Below are 18,003 nucleotides of genomic sequence, written 5' to 3'. Positions count from 1 at the left end.
TCACGCGGGGGCGGCCGTCAGCCGATCCGCGTGCCGAGGGTCGAGGGACACCAGGTGGAGGGTCAGGGCGGCGATGTTCCACGCGTCGTCCTCTCCACGGTGATGGCGTCCCTCCAGCGGAAGCCCTGCCACCTGCAGGGCCTGCGCCATTCCCTGGCGCACGTCCACGACGTTCAACAGCTCGCTGTTCTCCATGCCGCCGAGACTAGGTACAGCGAACTATTCATTCAATGAATACATCGTGTGTATAGTCGCGATCATGTCAACCGGACATGTCCTGCTGGGCCTTCTCGTCGAGCGCCCCAAGCACGGCTACGAGCTCAAGAGGGAGCACGATCACCGCCTGCCCGGCTCCCGTCCCCTCGCCTACGGGCAGGTCTACGCCACGCTCCAGCGCCTCGAACGCGACGGCTGGGCCGAAGTGGCCGAGACCTCGCAGGAGGGCGGCCCCGAGCGGACCGTCTACGCGATCACTGATGAGGGGAAGGCGGAGCTCGACGGCTGGCTGGAGCGGCTCGAACCTCCCGCGCCCCATGTGGCCAGCCCGCTGTTCGCGCGCGTGGTCGTCGCGACGCTGGCCGGCGGCGGGGCCGACGGCTACCTGCTCAGGCAGCGCGCCGCGCACCTGGCACGGATGAGGGAGCTGACGCTGCAGAAGGCGGACGGCACGCCCGCGCAGGTCCTGGCAGCCGACTACGCGCTGCAGCACCTCGACGCGGACCTGCGCTGGATCGAGACGGCCATCGCCAGGCTGGCCGACCTGAAGGAGGAGATCGATGCTTGAGGCCCGCGCGCTGCGCAAGTCCTTCGGCAGGACGACAGCCCTGGAGGGCGTCTCCCTGTCGATCGGCGAAGGGGAGATCGTCGCGATCACCGGCCCGAGCGGATCGGGCAAGTCGACGCTGCTGCACTGCCTGGCGGGGATCATCCGGCCGGAGGCGGGCGAGGTCACGTTCGGGGGACGGCGGGTGGACAGCCTCGACGACGCCGGCCGTACCCGGTTGAGGAGGGAGAGCTTCGGGATCGTCTTCCAGCACGGCGAGCTGGTGCCCGAACTGAGCGCCATGGAGAACGTGGCCCTGCCGTTCCTGTTCGGCGGGCACGCCAGGCAGGAGTCCCTCCGCCGCGCGATGGAGGCGCTGGAACGGCTCGGCGTCGCCGACTGCGCCGAGCGACTGCCGGGAGAGCTGTCAGGTGGCCAGTCGCAGCGGGTGGCCGTGGCGCGGGCGCTGGTGGCGAGTCCGAAGGCGGTGTTCGCCGACGAGCCGACGGGAGCGCTCGACTCACTGGCGGGGGAGCTGGTGATGAAGGAGCTGGTCCGTACGGCGGAGGCGGCCAGGATGGCCCTGGTGATCGTCACCCATGACAACCGCGTGGCCTCCTACGCAAACAGGGAGATCGTGCTCAGAGACGGGCGGGTGGCGGGATGAGCGGGCAGGGGCACACGCGACCGGTGGGCAGGGGGCGCCTGATGACCGCGGGGGCGGCGCTCGCCACCCTCCTCCTCGGCGCGGCCGTCGCGCTGCTGGAGCTCGGCCTGCTCTCGAGCCGCGAGGACAGGTGGTGGATGGCGCCGCCCGACGACGCACCGCTGGTCGCCGCCCTGGCCCTGGCGCTGATGGCGGTGCCGGCCGCGGCCTTCGTCCACCAGGTCAGCCGCCTGGCACAGGCGACGGGCGAGCGGCGGCTGGCGGCGCTGCGCCTCGCGGGCGGCACGGCCGGCCAGGTACGGCTGATCGCCGCGCGCGAGAGCGGCAGGCACGCTCTGGCGGGCGCGGTGCTGGGTGGCGCGGCGGCGCTGGCGTTCGCCCTGGTGCTGGGTGTCAGTCCGTGGTGGACGCTGGTCGCGCCGCCGGTCGTGGTGCTCGGCGGCGTGCTGTCGGGCCTGATGGCGGGGCGTCACGTGATCGCCTCTCCGCTCGGCGTGGTACGGCGGGCCAGGCTGAGGCAGCCTCGCGCTCTCGACCTGGCCCTGCTCCTGCTGGGCGGCGGGATGATCGTGGCAGGGTTCGTCCTGAAGCACTGGTTCATCACCTCCGTGCTGGTCGGGGTGGGGGCGGTGCTCCTGGTGTTCGGGCTGACGCTCGCCGCGACCTGGCTGATCAGGGCGTCGGCCAGGCGCGCGGGCCGCAGGGCGGGCACCGCCGAGGCGCTGCTCGCCGCCCGTCTGGTGGAGGCCGACCCGAGGGCATGGGCGCGCACGCTGTCGGTGGTGGGCCTGACGGTCTTCTTCGGCGCCGCCGTGGCCGCCCAGCAGACGCGTTCCCTGCTGGAGGGCATGAGCGCCTCCCGCGCGGCGGGCTACGGGCTGGTCTACCTGGCCCTGCTGGTCGCGCTGGCCACCTCGGCGGGCGCGCTGGTGGTGCACCAGGCCGAGGAGCTGCTGGACCACCGGCGCTCGTTCGCGGCGCTGTCGGCCGCCGGAGCGCCCGGCGACGCGCTCGGCCGGGTGCTGACCAGGCAGGCGCTGATCGCCGCGACGCCCGTGTGCGCCGTGGCAGCGGTGGCGGGCGTGCTGGTCGTCGTGCTGCCGCTCGTGGACGTCTTCCCCTGGACCGGTCTGCCCCTCACCCTCGGGCTGGCCGGGGCCATGGCGGGGATCGGGGTGCTCGGCGCGGGCCTGGTGGCCAGGCTCGCCCGCCCGATCCTCGCCAGGGCGCTGCACCCGGGCGCGCTGCACCGCTGACCGGGACGCTCCGGCGATCACCCTGCCAGGACGGGGTAGTTGCTGCGGAACACGTTCGCGGGGTCGTGCCTGCGCTTGATGTCCCGCAGCCGCTCGAGCGTCCCTGCGGGGAAGGCCGCGGCCGCGCTCTCGTCCGGCGACAGGAAGGTGAACGGCTTGCGCCCGCCTTCGGCGATCTTCCGCTGCTTCTCCTCCACGCCGGGCAGGCCGAACATGTAGAGCAGGTACGGCTCGTCCACCTGGCCGGCGGCGCTGTCGGACGGCCTGGCAAGCGCGCCGCCCAGATGTCTGATCTGCACGCTGATCAGCGGGTCGATGGGCATGATCCGCTCCAGGATCCCGTCGAGGTCGCCGAGCAGCTGGGCCCTGGACGCGCCAGGCCCCGGGTCGGTCGGCTCGCCGGTGATGTCGCCGAGAGAGGTGAGCGGCATCGGGCCCCTGGTGTCCGACAGCGCGCCGCCGATCCTGTCGAGCGGCGCGAGCAGCTCGCTCGCGTCCTCGCCGAGGTAGGTGGAGTCCACGGCGACGAACGGCGGTGAGCCGGGGAAGCTCAGCAGGTCGAACCAGACGGTCAGCTCGTCGGGGGCCGTCGCGGTGATCTCCTCGAACGCCTCGAGCACCTCGGCGGCCCGGGAGGCAGGCCACAGGACGCGCCCGCCGTACAGGTGGGGTGCGGGGTGGAGGTCGAGCTCGATCGCCGTCACCAGCGCGAAGTCACCGCCTCCGCCGCGCAGGGCCCAGAAGAGCTCGTCGTCACGGGTGACCTTCGAGCGCCTGCCCTCGGCGTCGACGATGTCGAAGGCGCGCACGCTGGAGGAGGCGAAGCCGTGCTTGCGGGAGAACCACGACAGGCCGCCGCCGAGGGTGTAGCCGGTGACGGTAACCACGGGGGAGCTGCCCGGCAGTCCCGTCAGGCCGTGCGCGGCGGCCGCGGCCTGGAGCTGACCCCACCTGACTCCCGCGCCGACGCGCGCCACCCTGGCGGCGGCGTCGATCTCGATGGAGGTGAGGCCGTGGGTGCGCAGCAGGATGGTGTCGGTGACGTCGCCGCTGGCGCCGTGCCCGCTCGGCTGCGCGGTCACCGCGAGCCCTTCCCTGCGGGCCAGGCGGACGGCGTCGATCACGTCGTCGACGGAGCCGACCTCGGCCACGGCCCTGACGGGCTGCTTCACGGCGAGGTTCCACGGGGTGACGGCCTGGTCGAAGCCTTCGTCTCCAGGGAAAATCATTGTATTCTCCATCCAGAATATCCAGAATTTAGACAGGGACCGATCAGGTCCGCGCGAACCACGCGCGGGTGCTGTCGGGCGTTCCAGGAAACCGGCTCTCGACGGTGTTCCTGATGTCGGCCAGGGTCTGGCCTGCCAGCTCACGCCGCCAGGCCAGCTCGGCCTTGCGCATGGCCTGCGAGATCACGCAGTTCTTCTTGTAGTCGACGTGCGGACTGCCACTGGGGCCCGCCCTGAGGATCTGCTCGCACCTGAACGCCTCCTCGCCTCCCTCGATCGCCGTCACCACGTCCATGAGGGTGATCCGGTCGAGGGGGCGGGCCAGGCGGAAGCCGCCTCTCGGGCCCGAGGTCGAGGTGAGGATCCCGGCCCTGGCCAGGGCCTGGAGCTGCTTGTTGAGGTAGGCCGTGGGCAGGTCGTAGAAGGCCGCCAGCCTGGCCGCCGTCATCGCCTCGCCCGTCTCGATCCACGAGAGGTTGAGGCAGCTGTGGAGCGCCCACTCGACGCCCTCGCTCATCCGCATATCCTGGATACTACACGTCCAGAATGGTGAGCGCCATAGTCGAGCCCCACGTATCCGGACGCAGCACCGAGAAGCCCATCGCCTGGTAGAAGGCGAACGCTCCGGTGTTGCCCTCTCCGACGCCCAGGTGCACGCCAGGCACCTGCCGTACGCGCAGGGCCTCGAGCAGCGTCTTCATGAGCTGCCTGCCCAGCCCCGCGCCCTGTCCCCTGGGCAGGACGTCGATGTGCAGGTGGGCGGGGAAGCGGTCGTACAGCTCGTCGGGGGTGGGCCTGGCGTTGTGGATGCGTTCCACGCACCACCAGTCCTGGGTGCCGTCACCGGGGTCGGCGGCCATCGAGAGGGGGTAGCGGGCCCGCAGCCCCGGCCACCAGTGCTCCTCCGTCCAGTGCTCGAAGGCCACGGTGTCGGCCGTGGCGATGATGTAGCCGAGCACGCCCTGCTGGTCCACGGCGACGAAGCTGAGCCCAGGATCGGCGACGGGGTACGGCCCCGCGTAGATGTGCGCGAGCAGGTCGGGATCGCGGTAGAGCGCGGTGGCGTCCTTGCCCGAGTCGCCCGTCTGGAGGCACACGCGGTACATCCCGGGCAGGTCGTAGGGCTGGAAGGGTCTGATCTCCACCATCTGGCTCCCCCTGGCGCAATGTCGAGACTGCGAGAAGGTACCAGGCGCTGTGCGGCATCTGTCGGACCGCCCCGACGGATGTGCTACGTCCGGGCGACGCGCACGTCTCCGTCCTCACTCCTGGCGACGATCGTCCTGGCGCTGGACCTGCCCGCGTCCTTGAGCTCCGTGCGGGAGCGGCCGTTGCGGCTCACCGCGGTGATCCCGTACTCGCCTTCGGGCACCGCCACCGCCACCCCGCCCGAGCGTGACTGCGTGTCCACCTTGCCGGGGGGAGCGGCGAAGCCGACCGTGATGTGGCCTTCGCGCGAGCGCGCCCTGACGTCGGCCGAGCGGGTGGCCCTCGACCTGATCGCCCCCTCGTGCGTGCGCAGGCGCAGCGCGCCGGACAGTCCCTCGGCGACGATGTCGCCGCCGGTGGTGGAGACCGAGACGTCGTCGGCGAGCCCGGAGAGCGTCACCTTCTCGTCGCCCCCCTCGACGACCAGATCCACCCCCGGCGGCAGGTGGACGGTGTAACGGGCGGCGCAGGTGTCGAACACGACCGTGCAGTCGGTGCCGAGCGCCAGCGTGCCACCGGCCAGCTCCCACCTCGACCTGCCTGGATTCTGCGCCACGCCCTGCAGCCAGCGCTCCACCTTCACCCCCGAGGCGTCGCCTGGGACCACACGCAGGCCGCCCAGGCCGACCTTGATCGTGAGTGCCGTCGCGCTGAGAGGGAAGGTTCGGGCCTCGTGCCGCTCGGTCCTGTCGAGCTGGAAACCGCAGGCGCTCAGGCTGATCAGCCCCGCCACGGTCAGTGCCGTCATCCGCTTCATGACAGCGATCGTGTCGCCGATCTCCCTCGGTGCTATCGGCCATCCGGACGATCTGCCATCGGCCGATCGTCCAGAGCGATCACAGGGCGGACAGCACCTTCTCGACATGGGCGAGCGGGTCGTCGCCGACGGGGCGCAGCACGACGGTGTCCGCGCCGGCGGCCCACAGCGCCTTGACGGCCTCGGCCGCCTGCGCGGACGTGCCCTCGGCGGCGAACACCTCGGAGGGGTCGACCGACAGGAACTCCGCCGCGCCCGCCCTCTGCCCCTCCAGGTCGGTGGTGTCCCCCACGCACAGGTGGGTGAAGACGATCAGCTCGTGCTCGCCCGAAGGCGAGATCTGCTCAAGCATCGGGGAGATCGAGCCTGGACCGAAGCCCTCGGGCAGGATCGTGCCCTGCGCCACCCTGCCCGACAGGGCCAGCGAGCGGGGGCCCTTCACCCCGGCCACGACCGGCGGCACCACCGCAGGCGGGTGCACCAGCCGCACGCCGTCGAGCCTGCCGCCGGTCACCGTCTCGCCGCGCAGCAGCGCCCGCACCGACGTGATCGTCTCCTCCAGCAGCCTCAGCGGGGACGGCGAGGCCGCGCCGACCTGGCGCATCCAGTCCTGCACACCGTGCCCGACGCCGCCGACGAAGCGTGCGGGGAAGAGTCTGGCCAGGTTGGCGAACTCCATCGCCAGCAGCATGGGGTTGCGCAGCGGCGCGGGCGCGATGCCGAGGCCGACCCGCAGCCGCGAGGTGACGGCGAGCGCGGTGGCCGCCGAGGTGAGGCCGCCGGTCCAGCCCAGGTCCTCCACCACCCAGAGGTCGTCGACCTTCGAGTCGAGCGCCCGCGCGAACGGGACCAGCCGCTCGGGCGGCAGATCGCGGTCGAACATCACGCCAAGCCTCATCGGGACCCCCTCCAGTGTCGACGCGTCACCATCCTGGCGGATGGAGATCGCGTGCGCGTGGCGGGGGTCAGGCGGCGAGGGTCTGGCGGGCGCCGTCGACGGTGTCGGTCAGCTCGAAGTGGCGGTCGAGGTTCGTGATCGCCAGCAGATGCGGGATCATGCCGGAGCCCACCACGAGGATGAGCCGCCCGTGCATCTCCTTGACCCTGGTCAGCGTCGAGACCAGCAGGCCCAGGCCCACCGAGTCGCAGAACGGCACCTCGGTCAGGTCGATGGCCAGCTGGGGGCCGTGCATGGGCGCCAGAACCTGGTCGAGCTCCTCACGTAGCAGGGGGACGGCCGCCATATCCAGGTCACCTATTGCTTGAACCAGCGCGAAACGACCATCCGTCCATGACCTGACCACCATGGTAGAAAACTGCCCAAGAAGCGCCGTGTTATCCGTCTTTCTTGCAGATGTTCTGGCTTGCCGTCCGAGTGGTGGGCGTGACCTGCGGAGAGGGTGAGGTGGACGGCGACGTGGCCGTCTTGGGCCTGCCCACCTTCGGCTGGTCCTGGCCCACGACGACCTCGATGCCCTTGACGTCGGTCCGCTTGAGCTCGGCCCCGGGGATGGCCGCGGCCACGGTCCTCGCCGACGCCTCCATGCCCTCGCCGTAGCGCACGACGGTCTTCGCGAAGTCCTTGCGCGTGGTGTTGCCCGGCTCGCCCGGCACCTTGAACCCGGCGTCCACCAGGCCCGCCTTGGTGCGCGCGCCGAGCCCGCTGATGAGCGTGCCGTTGAGCACCTTGACCGTGATCTGCTCCGGCGGCACGGTCCTGAGCGACTGCGTCGGCTTGACGGACGGCTTCGGCACGGGCTTGGCGAGGTCCTGGTCGGCGGCGATGCGCCGGAACAGGTCGGCGGCCCGCGCCTTGTCCCAGAGCACGGCCGACTCGCCCGTCGGCGTCTTGAAGTTCACGTCGGCCAGGGGCACGCTGGCGAACTTCACATCGTCGAGCGAGACGTCCTTGAGCTGCTCGACCAGCGGCACGAGCCCGTCGTCGGGATCGACCTTGATCGTGGCGAGCGAGGAGTTGACGAAGGAGATCAGGTTGGCGGGGTTGGACAGCGCCTTGCTCAGCATGGCCGAGATGACCTGCTGCTGGCGGTCGATGCGGTCGAGGTCGGAGCGGGCGGTCGCCCTGGTGCGGGCGTAGCCGAGCGCCTTGGCGCCGTCGAGCGCGTGGGTGCCCGCGGCGAGGTCGAGCCCCGTCTTGGGGTCGTTGATCGGCACAGGCGTGCAGACGGTCACCCCGCCGAGCCTGTCGACCACGTTCACGAAGCCGAGGACGTTCACCTCGATGTACCGGGTGATCGGCAGCCCCGTCGCCTGCTGCACGGTCTGGCGGGCCAGCTTCGCGCCGCCGAACTGGTAGGCGGAGTTGATCTTGTGCTGGCCCTTGCCCGGAATGGTCGTCCAGGTGTCGCGCGGGAGGCTGACCACGGTCACCTTGCGGTGGTCCTCCGACAGGTGGATGAGCATCATCGTGTCGGTGCGCTCGCCCACCTCGCGACCGAGCTTGAGCCTGTTCTGCTCCTTGCGGGTGAGGTCGTCGCGCTTGTCCACGCCGACCAGCAGGATGTTCATCGCCCCGTGCGGCGCCTGCTCGGTGCCGCTGAGCCCGGCGTCGACCGAGCCGATCTTCTGCGGCGTCGCCCACACCCAGCCGGTGCCGGCCAGGACGAGCGCCGACATGGATCCGGCGACGATCAGATTGCGCCGCCTCGCCCTCGCGCCCCTGCCGGGTTTACGCGGAGGTCGGCGTCCGGAGAGCCTGACGCTCCCTGGAGCGTCACCGCCCACGACGACGCCCGCGTCATCCTCCTCCAAGGCACCCCTCCAAACACCGCAGGGATTGCTCTCCTCCCCTCGTCGTACAGTAGCGTGAGGCCCGCCATGAAGCAGTTCCCCGACTCGCCCGCGCAGCCCGCGTTCCCTCAGACGCGCGCCTGGCCGGCGATCTCCGTCGTGATGCCGATCCTCAACGAGGAACGGCACCTGCGCGAGGCCGTCGACCAGATCCTCGCCCAGGCCTACCCAGGCCCCATCGAAGTCGTGCTCGCCGTCGGGCCCTCACGCGACCGCACCCAGGAGGTGGCCGACGCGATCGCGGCGGCCGACCCCAGGGTGACCGTGGTGGCCAACCCGACCGGGCGCACCCCCAACGCGCTCAACGCCGCCATCGGCGCCTCCCGCCACGAGATCATCGCCAGGGTCGACGGGCACGCCATGCTGCCCGACGACTACCTCAGGGTGGCGGTCGAGACGCTGGAGGAGACCGGAGCCGACAACGTCGGCGGCGTCATGGCGGCCGAGGGCGTCACCGCCTTCGAGCAGGCCGTCGCCCGCGCGATGACCTCCAAGATCGGCGTCGGCTCGGCCGCCTTCCACGTGGGCGGCACGGCGGGCCCCGCCGACACCGTCTACCTCGGCGTGTTCAGACGCTCGGCCCTGAAACGGGTCGGCGGCTACGACGAGCACTTCCAGCGCGCCCAGGACTGGGAGATGAACCACCGCATCCGCGAGAGCGGCGGCCTGGTGTGGTTCCAGCCCAGGATGCGCGTCACCTACCGGCCGAGGCCGAACCTGCGGGCCCTGGCCAAGCAGTACTTCCACTACGGCAGGTGGCGGCGCGTCGTGGCGCGCACCCACGAGGGCACGATCAACCTGCGCTACCTCGCCCCGCCCGCCGCGGTGGTCGCGATCGCGGCAGGGCTGCTGGTCTCGCCGTTCTTCCCGCTCGCGTTGATCATTCCGGGCGGGTACGTGCTGGCGATCACGGGCGGCTCGATGGTGACCGGCAGCGGGTTGCCCGCGCGGGCCAGGTTCGCGCTGCCGTTCGTCTACGCGGCCATGCACATGTCGTGGGGCTGGGGCTTCCTCACCAGCCCTCGCAAGCTCGCCAGACCCCCGCGCTGACCTTCCTGCCACCTCGCCGACCCGGCCCCTCCACCAGGGGCCGGGTCACTCGTCGTCGGCGAGGACGTCGACGACCTGACCCGTCAGGCCCGAGGCCAGCACCCCTATCGAGGTCACGGCGACCGCGCGCGGCGAAGGCAGGGCGTGCGGCTCCTGCCCCGAGGCGCCCACCGGCGTGCCGGGACGACAGGGGTTGACGCAGTTCACCCTGATCCCCTCACCCTCCCACTCGTCGGCCAGCGCCCGCGTGAGCTCGACGACGGCGGCCTTGGTCGCGCAGTAGAGAGCGTGTCCCGCCTGCCCGCGCCGTGGACCGGGCGCGGTGTAGAACAGCAACGCGCCACCGCTCTCCCTGAGATAGGGGTGGGCGGCGCGTGCCACGTTCACCGGGCCGAGCACGTTGACGTCCACGGCCCCGGCGAGGACCGCCTCCGAGGCCTCCACCAGCCTGCCCACGTGCAGCACCTCGGCGGCGTTCACCACGAAGTCGACGCTGCCCACCTCGGCCAGCGCCTTGGCGACCGAGGCGGCGTCCTCCACGCGCACGCCGTCCAGCGAGCGGGAGAAGGCGCGCACGACGGCGCCGTGGCCGCGCGCGAGCTCGGCCACCGCGGCGCCGATCCCGTGACCGCCGCCGAAGACCACCACGCTCCTGCCACCGAGCACCTCGCGCAGGGCGTCCTGCGAGGGCAGGGGAGCCGCGGAGGCCGCCAGCTGGAAGAGCCGCTCGGCGATGTGCACGTCGACGGGGTGGGTGACCTTGATGTTGCGCTCGCTGCCCGGCACGACCACGATCGGCACCTCTGGCAGGTACCGCAGCACCACGCCGCAGTCGTCGGTCGCGGGCCGCAGCGCGAACCCGGGGTCGGCGAAGGCCCGCTCGTACGCCTCGCGGATCACCGACAGCCTGAAGCCCTGGGGTGTCTGGACGCGACGCAGCCGCGACCGGTCGGGGACCTCCCTGACGACCTCGCCGCCGGGGCCCTGCGCCGTCACGACGATCGTGTCCGAGCTCGGGATGGCGACCTCGACCGCGCTCGCCTCCTTCAGCGCCTCGACACACTCCGTGATGATCCGGGGCTCCAGCAGCGGCCGTACGGCGTCGTGGAGGAGCACGTTGCACTCGGCGTCGCCCAGCGCCCGCAGCGCCCGCCAGGTGGTCTCGGAACGGGTGGCGCCGCCCTCCAGCACGTGGCTCACCTTGCCGAAACCGCGCGCGGCGACCAGCTCGCCGACCTCGGCCGTGAAACCCGGGGTCATCAGCACGATGATCTCGTCGATCTCGGGCGAGGCGTTGAACAGGGCGAGGGTGTGCTCGATGATCGACCGGCCGGCGATCCTGATGAGCTGCTTCGGGGTGCCGAGCCCGACACGCTGACCGACGCCCCCCGCGAGGAGCACTCCCACAGTGCGCAGCCCAGATTTCATATAGCGAGCGTAACGGTCACGCGCGTCGCGGCCGCGCACTCGTGATTTGCGGTCAGGTGGTCGCTACGCTGGGCAACGCACTCCTCGTATCCGAAGGAGAACCGCGCGTGCCAGAATCCACCACCACCCGAGAGGGCCTCACGGCGGCGGCCGTGGTGCTCGCCACCACTCCGGCCGCCCGGCTGTCGTGCGCGGACGGCACTCTGCTCGACAGGGTCAACGACCAGCTGCTGATGCTGCCCGTGCGCGACGTGCACGTCGTGCCGCAGGGCGGCGGCCTCGGCGCCGACCTGCGCGGAGTGGCCAAGATCGCGCGCATCTCCACGGGCACGCTCGTGCTGCTGCCCGCCGACCTCGTCGCCCACACCGAGGCGCTGGCCGTGCTCGTGGAGCACCCCTCGCGCAACACCGGCGCGCTGGTCAGCGCCGACGCCACCGTCGGGCCGCTGCGCCCGCCCGTCAGGGTCGAGAACGGCAGGGTCGTGGCGGCCGGCAGCTCCTACCACCTCGTGCCCGAGGCCAACGCCACCTTCAGGGGCGTGCTGCAGGTCGGCGAGGCCGCCCTCGGCACCCTGGCCGACATCGCCGACGAGCTGGCCGAGCTCGCCGACACCGGCCGCCTCGGCCCCGTCACCCCGATCGAGGCCATCGACCTGCTGCTGGTCGGCCTCGTCCGCTCGGGCGTGGGCGTGCGCGCCGCCCAGCTCGGACCGCTGCACGCCGACAGGGTGGCCGCCCAGCCGGCCGCCGACCTGGCCGTGACCCGCCTGTCCGACGTGGACGAGGCCAAGGTACGGCTCGACACCGCGGTCAAGGTCGACGACGGCTTCTTCGCCACCTTCTTCGTCAGCTCGTGGTCGCCGCACCTGGTCCGGCTGGCCGCGAGGCTGAAGCTGACGCCCAACGCGGTGACGGGCATCTCGGTGGGCCTCGCGGTCCTGGCGGCGGTGTGGTTCTCGGAGGGCACCAGGGGCGCCCAGATCCTCGGCGCGGCGCTGGTGCTGCTGTCGTTCGTGCTCGACTGCGTGGACGGCCAGCTCGCCCGCTACACCCGCACGTTCTCACGCCTCGGCGCCTGGGTCGACGCGATGGCCGACAGGCTGAAGGAGTACATCGTCTACGTCGGCCTCGCCATCGGCTACTCCGCTGGTCACGACGCCGCCAACGGAGGCCCGGAGGGCATCTGGCGGATGGCGGTGGCGGCGATGATCCTCCAGATGCTCAGGCACATGGTCGACTTCTCCTACAAGGGCGCGGTGGCCGACGCCAGGCGCGTCGGCGCCACGTGGGCCAGGCCGCCGAGGTCGCTGCTGGAGTCGGAGGACGTGGGCCGTTCCGCCGTGCCACGGCGCGGAGTGCTCGGGCTCGCGCAGCGGCTCGAGCGCGAGACGGTCGCCCGCTGGCTCAAGAAGATGATCGTCCTGCCGATCGGCGAACGCATGGCGCTGATCGCGATCACCGCCGCGTTCTTCAACGCCAAGGTGACCTTCACCGCGCTGCTCGCATGGGGCGGGCTGGCCCTGCTCTACCAACTCGTCGGCAGGATCGCGAGGTCCACCTCATGATCTCGGTCCACATGGTTCCCGTACCCCGCAGCACCGTGGTCGCCTACCGCGACGACGGGCCGTTCTCGCGCGGCATGGGCGCGCTCGTGGCGGGCCAGCTGCCGCCGCTGCCGCCCGCGATCGCGGGGGCGTTCGTCACCGGCATCCTGCTTCTGGTCGGCGTGGGCGGCACCGACGGGCTGGCCGTGTTCGCTCCCGCCGTGGCGCTGCTGCTGGCGGGGCCCGGCAGCTCGCACCCGCACGACGGAAGGCTCGACTGGTTCGTCCCTCCGATCCTGCGGACCACCGAGTACGTCTTCGTCGCCGCCGTCTGCTTCGGCCACGACCTGCACCCGGTGATGATCTTCGCGCTGCTCGGGGCGATGGCCTTCCACCACTACGACCTGGTCTATCGCATCAGGCAGCGCGTCTACCCGCCGCACTGGCTGGCCACCGCGGGTCTCGGATGGGACGGACGCATGCTGGTGGTGGCGGCCGGTGTGATCATCGGCCAGATGACCGCGGTGTGCGTGCTGCTGACCGTCTACCTGTGGTGCCTGTTCGGCTGGGAATCCATGACGTGCTGGCTCGCCGCCCCCCGCTCCGGCGTGGACGCGGCCGAGACGGGGACCGCCGACTGAAGCCCTGTGGGCGGTGGCATGGGGTTGATCCTCGCTGCCTCCCGCCGAGCTCCTTCGCCCGTGTTTGACGGTCGCGACCGCTCGGCGCTCGTTGGCATGGGGTTGATCCTCGCTCACTCCCGCCGAGCTCCTTCGCCCGTGTTTGACGGTCGCGACCGCTCGGCGCTCGTTGGCATCGGGTTGATCCTCGCTCACTCCCGCCGAGCTCCTTCGCTCCGGATTACACGATCAGGCCCTCCAGGCAACTAACCTTTGGGGTCTTACGTAGTCATGCTCGACTGAGGAGTGCACGTTGCTGGGAATGGTGCTGGCCGCCGGGGCCGGACGACGCCTGCGGCCGTACACCGACACGCTGCCCAAGGCGCTCGTGCCGGTCGACGGAGAAACCACGATCATGGACATCTCGCTGCGCAACCTCGCGGCGGTCGACCTGCGTGACGTGGTGATCGTGGTCGGATACGCGGCGCAGGCCGTACAAGAGCGCAAGGCCGACTTCGAACGGCGTTACGGCGTGAAGATCGAGCTCGTGCACAACGACAAGGCCGAGGAGTGGAACAACGCCTACTCCCTGTGGTGCGCGCGCGAGCACTTCGCGCAGGGCGCGCTGCTGGTCAACGGCGACACCGTGCATCCGGTCTCGGTCGAGGAGACGCTGCTGTCGGCTCCGGTCACCAGCGACATCCTGCTCGCGGTCGACGACGTCAAGTCGCTGGCCGACGAGGAGATGAAGGTGACCCTGCGCGACGGCTCGCTCCAGCGCATCACCAAGCTCATGGACCCCGCCGACGCCTACGGCGAGTACATCGGCGCGACCCTCATCCGCCCCGGCGCCGCGCAGAAGCTCGCCGACGCCCTGCAGGCCACCTTCGAGCGCGACCCTCAGCTCTACTACGAGGACGGCTACCAGGAGATGGTCGAGCGCGGCGAGCAGATCCACGTCGCGCCGATCGGCAAGGTCGAGTGGGTCGAGGTCGACAACCACGACGACCTGAACAAGGCCCGCGACATCGCCGCTCGTTACTAGGGGAGGCTAGATGCCGCTTCTAGCGAGGATGCTGCCCGCGCCCCTCACCATCGAGGTACGGCGGGGCGCGGTCGCGCAGCTCGGCGCGCTCCTGGCCGACAGCAGGGTGGCCACCTCAGGCAGGGTCGCCGTCGCGGTCGGCCCCGGTCAGGGTGACCACATCGAGGGTCTCATCGCGCTGACCCTCTCCGAGGCTGAGGTGTTCCGCGTCGCGGACGGCTCGGTCGACGCCGCCGTCTCGCTCGGCGCCGACCTGCGCAAGGGCGCCTATGAGGTGGTCGTGGGCGTCGGCGGAGGCCGCACGATCGACGCCACCAAGTACGCCGCCTCCCTGGCGGGGATCCCGATGGTGGCCGTGGCCACCAACCTCTCCCACGACGGCATCTGCTCGCCGACCGCCTCGCTGGTCTACGAGGGCGGCAAGGGCTCCTTCGGGGTGCCGATGCCGCTGGCCATCCTCGTCGACCTCGACTTCGTGCGCGCCGCTCCCGACGCGCTCGTCAGGTCGGGCGTGGGCGACGTGGTGAGCAACCTGTCGGCGATCGAGGACTGGCAGCTGGCCAACGTCGAGCGGGGCGAGCCGATCGACGGCCTGGCCTGCTCGATGGCGCGCACCTCGGCCGAGGCGCTGATCGGCCGCAAGGACTCCATCGAGTCCGACGCGTTCCTGACCGTTCTGGCCGAGTCGCTGATCCTGTCGGGCATGTCCATGGTGATCGCCGGCTCCTCGCGTCCCTCGAGTGGCGGAGATCATGAGATCCTTCATGCCGTGGATCAGCTCTTCCCCGGCACGTCCAACCATGGCGAGCTCGCCGGGATCGGTGCCGCCTTCTGTTTCTTCCTCAGGGAGGACCAGGGCAGGCTGGCGCAGGTGGTCGACTGCCTCAGGCAGCACCAGCTGCCCGTCACGCCCGGCGACATCGGCCTCAGCGTGGAGCAGTTCACCGAGGCCGTCATGCTGGCGCCCTCCACTCGTCCAGGTCGCTACACGATCCTCGAGCACCTGAGGCTTTCCGAGTCAGAGGTTCGCGATCGGGTGGAGAGCTATGTCCGGGCCTTCGGTAGCTGAGCTGCGGGCGGTCGCCCAGCCCGCCGGCCACCTCGAGCGGAGGAACGGCGAGCACTGGGCCGGCGTGCTCTACATGCGCAGGCTCTCCCTGCGCGTCACCTGGCTGCTGACCAGGACGTCGGTCACGCCCAACCAGCTGACCTGGGTGATGACGGCCGCCGGCGTCGTGGCGGGTGTGGTGCTCGCGCTGCCAGGCCTGTGGGCCGCGGTGGGCGCCGCCCTGCTCGTCCAGGTCTACCTGCTCCTCGACTGCTCCGACGGCGAGCTGGCCCGCTGGACAGGGAAGACCTCGCTGACCGGCGTCTACCTCGACAGGGTCGGCGCCTACTTCACCGAGGCCGCGCTGCTGGCGGGCCTCGGCTGGCGGGCCTCGAGCGTCCTGCCCGACTGGTACACCGTGCTGGGGTTCGCCGCCGCGCTCGGCGCGATCCTCATCAAGGCCGAGACCGACCTCGTGGACGTGGCACGGGCCAAGGGCGGTCTGAAGACCGCCACCGAGGACTCCGCTGGGCAGATCCGCTCCGGCCTGCTCGGACTCGGCCGGCGGGTGCTGGGGGCGACGAAGTTCCACCGGATCGTGCAGCCGATCGAGCTGTCACTGCTCGCGCTGGTCGCGGCCGTGATCGACCTGGTCCTCGGCGATCTCACCGCCTCGAAGGTGCTCGTCGTGGCCTGCGCCGTGGCGGCCGCACTTCAAGTGATCCTCCATCTGGTGAGCATCCTGGCCTCCAGGCGGCTAGCGTGACCCGGAACCGTCGGGGCGCCGCACCCGTCGAATTGATCAGACGCCCTCCGTTCGGTGGGGGTTCACTGACGGTTCCGATACTCTTGTCTTCACCAATCCGGATATGGCACACCCCAGCAGACTCGGTGATCATGAAAGAATGCTCCGCTCGTGCTCTCGACGCGTCCAGGCGATGACCCGTTGAAGATCTCGTGCGTCATCCTCACCATGGGCAACCGGGTCGCCGAGCTCAACCGGGCGGTCGAGTCCGCGCTCAACCAGGTCGACGGCGACGTCGAGGTGGTGATCGTGGGCAACGGGGCCGACGTTCCCGACGTGACGGCGACACCGCCCGACGGCTCCGCGGCGTCGGTGAAAACCGTGCGGCTGGCCCACAACACCGGTATTCCCGCTGGTCGTAACCGCGGGGTCGAGGAGTGCTCGGGCGACGTCGTGCTGTTCCTCGACGACGACGGCTGGTACGCCAACCAGAAGGTCGTCGCGCACGTGCGCGACCGCTTCGCCACCGAGCCCGACCTCGCCGTCATCTCCTTCAGGGTGATGGACCCCGACGGCGGCATCGGCCAGCGCCGCCACGTGCCGCGCCTGCGCGCGGGTGACCCCGAGCGCTCCTCACCCGTCACCACCTTCCTCGGCGGCGCCTCGGCGATCCGCAGGTCGGCCTTCCTGCAGGTCGGCGGGCTGCCCGAGCGGTTCTTCTACGCGCACGAGGAGACCGACCTGGCCTGGCGGCTGCTGGGCGAGGGCTACCGGATCGAGTACGACGCCGAGACGGTCATGTACCACCCGCAGGTGCCGCCGACCAGGCACGCGGAGTTCTACCGGCTCAACGCCCGCAACAGGGTGTGGCTGGCGCGCCGCAACCTGCCGTGGCCGCTGGCCGCGCTCTACCTGCTCGACTGGGTGGTGCTGACGCTGGTGCGCGAGCGCCGCTCGGGCGTGGCGATCAAGGCGTGGTTCCAGGGGTTCGTCGAGGGTCTTCGCACCCCCGCCGGCGAGCGCAGGCCGATGGCCTGGCGCACCGCCTGGCGCATGGTGAAGCTGGGCCGTCCGCCGATCGTGTGATCAGGCGGCCTCCGCCGTACCGAAGGTCATGGAGGCGCGCAGGGTCGTGGACATCAGCGCGCGCTTGGGCAGGCCCAGCTCGCTGAGCTCCTTGGCGATCGGGTGGTTGCCCAGGCGGATCAGCGCCCCTCCTGGGCGCACCCGCATCCCTCGCGCCCACATCTTGGCGGGCACGCGCCTGGTGACGCCGTCCTGGTGGGTGTAGGCGGTCAGCGGGGTCGCCGCCGCCGCTCCGGCCACCGGCACCCCCGGCCTGACGAGCATGTCAACCACGAGCCGCCCGTCCTTGCGCAGGATGCAGCGCTTGTACGGCGACGACAGCCGCAGTTCGATGTCGGCCAGCTCCTTGGGGAAGCCCCAGAGCGTGCGACCCGCCTCCAGCGTGAAGCCCTGGTCCACCGGCAGCCAGTGGACGAAGGCGCCCGCGTTCCTCAGCGTGGCCAGCCCCGTGCTCCTGGCCCGGGAGGCGTCGGGCGGCCTGACCAGGAAGGTGACGCCGAACTCGTGGTAGGAGTCGAGGTCGCTGTCGCGGTACTCGACGAACACCAGCGTGCAGACGGCCTTGCCGGGCAGGACCTCGGCCACGTCGAGGCCGGAATAGGCGATCACGGCCCGGGCCGCGTCGGCGCGGACGGGGTACATGGCGCTGCAGACGGTGGCGTCGGTCACCCTCACGGGCATGGTGATCGTACGTCCCTGGATCAGATGCGAAGCCATGCCTCCAGTACATGTGACCATCGCGCCG

At 71.1% G+C, this 18,003-nt stretch carries 20 protein-coding genes; 10 read left to right on the top strand and 10 right to left on the bottom strand.

Annotated features, from left to right (window positions below; genetic code table 11):
• Entirely contained in the window at positions 1-195 is a 195-nt protein-coding gene (locus ABFX50_RS01315) for a hypothetical protein (protein WP_346142521.1), read from the bottom strand.
• A gap of 64 nt (positions 196-259) precedes the next feature.
• Between ABFX50_RS01315 and ABFX50_RS01310 the strand changes: the two genes are divergently transcribed.
• Genes ABFX50_RS01310 through ABFX50_RS01300 form a run of 3 tightly spaced genes read left to right on the top strand, consistent with a single transcriptional unit; the run spans position 260 to position 2,686 of the window.
• On the top strand, positions 260-784 hold the full coding sequence (locus ABFX50_RS01310) for a PadR family transcriptional regulator (protein ID WP_346142519.1): 525 nt from the start codon (positions 260-262) through the stop codon (positions 782-784).
• Positions 777-1,430 carry an ABC transporter ATP-binding protein gene (locus ABFX50_RS01305; RefSeq protein WP_346142517.1) on the top strand — a complete coding sequence of 218 codons (654 nt, stop codon included), beginning with the start codon at positions 777-779 and terminating at the stop codon, positions 1,428-1,430. Before ABFX50_RS01310 ends, ABFX50_RS01305 begins: the two co-directional genes overlap by 8 nt.
• A gap of 41 nt (positions 1,431-1,471) precedes the next feature.
• Positions 1,472-2,686: a hypothetical protein gene (locus ABFX50_RS01300; RefSeq protein ID WP_346142515.1), complete on the top strand. Its 1,215-nt coding sequence runs from the start codon at positions 1,472-1,474 to the stop codon at positions 2,684-2,686.
• A gap of 17 nt (positions 2,687-2,703) precedes the next feature.
• Here the strand turns inward: ABFX50_RS01300 and ABFX50_RS01295 are convergent, their stop codons facing one another.
• The 7 genes from ABFX50_RS01295 to ABFX50_RS01265 form a co-directional block, all read right to left on the bottom strand.
• Entirely contained in the window at positions 2,704-3,915 is a 1,212-nt protein-coding gene (locus ABFX50_RS01295; RefSeq protein ID WP_346142513.1) for an FAD-binding oxidoreductase, read from the bottom strand.
• A gap of 43 nt (positions 3,916-3,958) precedes the next feature.
• Entirely contained in the window at positions 3,959-4,432 is a 474-nt protein-coding gene (locus tag ABFX50_RS01290) for an RrF2 family transcriptional regulator (RefSeq protein WP_346142511.1), read from the bottom strand.
• Between the two features lie 16 nt (positions 4,433-4,448).
• Positions 4,449-5,063, bottom strand: coding sequence for a GNAT family N-acetyltransferase (locus ABFX50_RS01285; protein ID WP_346142509.1), 615 nt, complete (start codon positions 5,061-5,063; stop codon positions 4,449-4,451).
• An 83-nt stretch (positions 5,064-5,146) separates the two neighbouring features.
• Positions 5,147-5,881 (bottom strand): DUF4097 family beta strand repeat-containing protein, encoded by a 735-nt coding sequence (locus ABFX50_RS01280; RefSeq protein WP_346142507.1) that lies wholly within the window; start codon positions 5,879-5,881, stop codon positions 5,147-5,149.
• Between the two features lie 79 nt (positions 5,882-5,960).
• Complete coding sequence (locus ABFX50_RS01275; RefSeq protein ID WP_346142505.1) at positions 5,961-6,779, bottom strand: LLM class flavin-dependent oxidoreductase; 819 nt, start codon at positions 6,777-6,779, stop codon at positions 5,961-5,963.
• A gap of 67 nt (positions 6,780-6,846) precedes the next feature.
• Entirely contained in the window at positions 6,847-7,188 is a 342-nt protein-coding gene (locus ABFX50_RS01270) for an anti-sigma factor antagonist (protein WP_183650093.1), read from the bottom strand.
• A gap of 28 nt (positions 7,189-7,216) precedes the next feature.
• Positions 7,217-8,653 (bottom strand): LCP family protein, encoded by a 1,437-nt coding sequence (locus ABFX50_RS01265; protein WP_346142503.1) that lies wholly within the window; start codon positions 8,651-8,653, stop codon positions 7,217-7,219.
• Positions 8,654-8,719: 66 nt separating this feature from the next.
• Between ABFX50_RS01265 and ABFX50_RS01260 the strand changes: the two genes are divergently transcribed.
• A complete protein-coding gene (locus tag ABFX50_RS01260; protein ID WP_183650088.1) occupies positions 8,720-9,742 on the top strand; it encodes a glycosyltransferase family 2 protein in 1,023 nt (340 codons plus the stop codon).
• 45 nt (positions 9,743-9,787) lie between these two features.
• On the opposite strand, the gene ABFX50_RS01255 is transcribed toward ABFX50_RS01260, so the two are convergent.
• Positions 9,788-11,170 carry an SDR family oxidoreductase gene (locus ABFX50_RS01255; protein WP_346142500.1) on the bottom strand — a complete coding sequence of 461 codons (1,383 nt, stop codon included), beginning with the start codon at positions 11,168-11,170 and terminating at the stop codon, positions 9,788-9,790.
• 107 nt (positions 11,171-11,277) lie between these two features.
• On the opposite strand from ABFX50_RS01255, the gene ABFX50_RS01250 reads away from it, so the two are divergent.
• The 6 genes from ABFX50_RS01250 to ABFX50_RS01225 all read left to right on the top strand — a co-directional run bounded on the left by ABFX50_RS01250 (position 11,278) and on the right by ABFX50_RS01225 (position 17,258).
• Positions 11,278-12,735, top strand: a complete 1,458-nt coding sequence (locus ABFX50_RS01250) for a CDP-alcohol phosphatidyltransferase family protein (RefSeq protein ID WP_346142498.1) — start codon at positions 11,278-11,280, stop codon at positions 12,733-12,735.
• A complete protein-coding gene (locus ABFX50_RS01245) occupies positions 12,732-13,355 on the top strand; it encodes a DUF5941 domain-containing protein (protein ID WP_346142496.1) in 624 nt (207 codons plus the stop codon). Before ABFX50_RS01250 ends, ABFX50_RS01245 begins: the two co-directional genes overlap by 4 nt.
• Positions 13,356-13,647: 292 nt before the next feature.
• Positions 13,648-14,379 (top strand): phosphocholine cytidylyltransferase family protein, encoded by a 732-nt coding sequence (locus ABFX50_RS01240; RefSeq protein WP_183650078.1) that lies wholly within the window; start codon positions 13,648-13,650, stop codon positions 14,377-14,379.
• A 28-nt stretch (positions 14,380-14,407) separates the two neighbouring features.
• The gene (locus ABFX50_RS01235) at positions 14,408-15,448 is read left to right on the top strand and encodes an iron-containing alcohol dehydrogenase family protein (RefSeq protein ID WP_346143029.1); all 1,041 of its coding nucleotides are present in this window, start codon (positions 14,408-14,410) and stop codon (positions 15,446-15,448) included.
• Positions 15,426-16,193: a CDP-alcohol phosphatidyltransferase family protein gene (locus ABFX50_RS01230; protein ID WP_346126064.1), complete on the top strand. Its 768-nt coding sequence runs from the start codon at positions 15,426-15,428 to the stop codon at positions 16,191-16,193. Before ABFX50_RS01235 ends, ABFX50_RS01230 begins: the two co-directional genes overlap by 23 nt.
• Before the next feature lie 180 nt (positions 16,194-16,373).
• Complete coding sequence (locus ABFX50_RS01225; protein WP_346126063.1) at positions 16,374-17,258, top strand: glycosyltransferase family 2 protein; 885 nt, start codon at positions 16,374-16,376, stop codon at positions 17,256-17,258.
• Here ABFX50_RS01225 and ABFX50_RS01220 read toward each other — a convergent pair whose 3' ends face one another.
• Positions 17,259-17,975, bottom strand: coding sequence for an acetoacetate decarboxylase family protein (locus tag ABFX50_RS01220; RefSeq protein ID WP_183650069.1), 717 nt, complete (start codon positions 17,973-17,975; stop codon positions 17,259-17,261).
• Positions 17,976-18,003 lie beyond the last annotated feature (28 nt).

Source organism: Nonomuraea recticatena (assembly GCF_039533245.1).
GTDB classification, from domain to species: Bacteria; Actinomycetota; Actinomycetes; order Streptosporangiales; family Streptosporangiaceae; genus Nonomuraea; species Nonomuraea roseola.
This window is presented reverse-complemented; position numbering and strand designations above follow the sequence as displayed.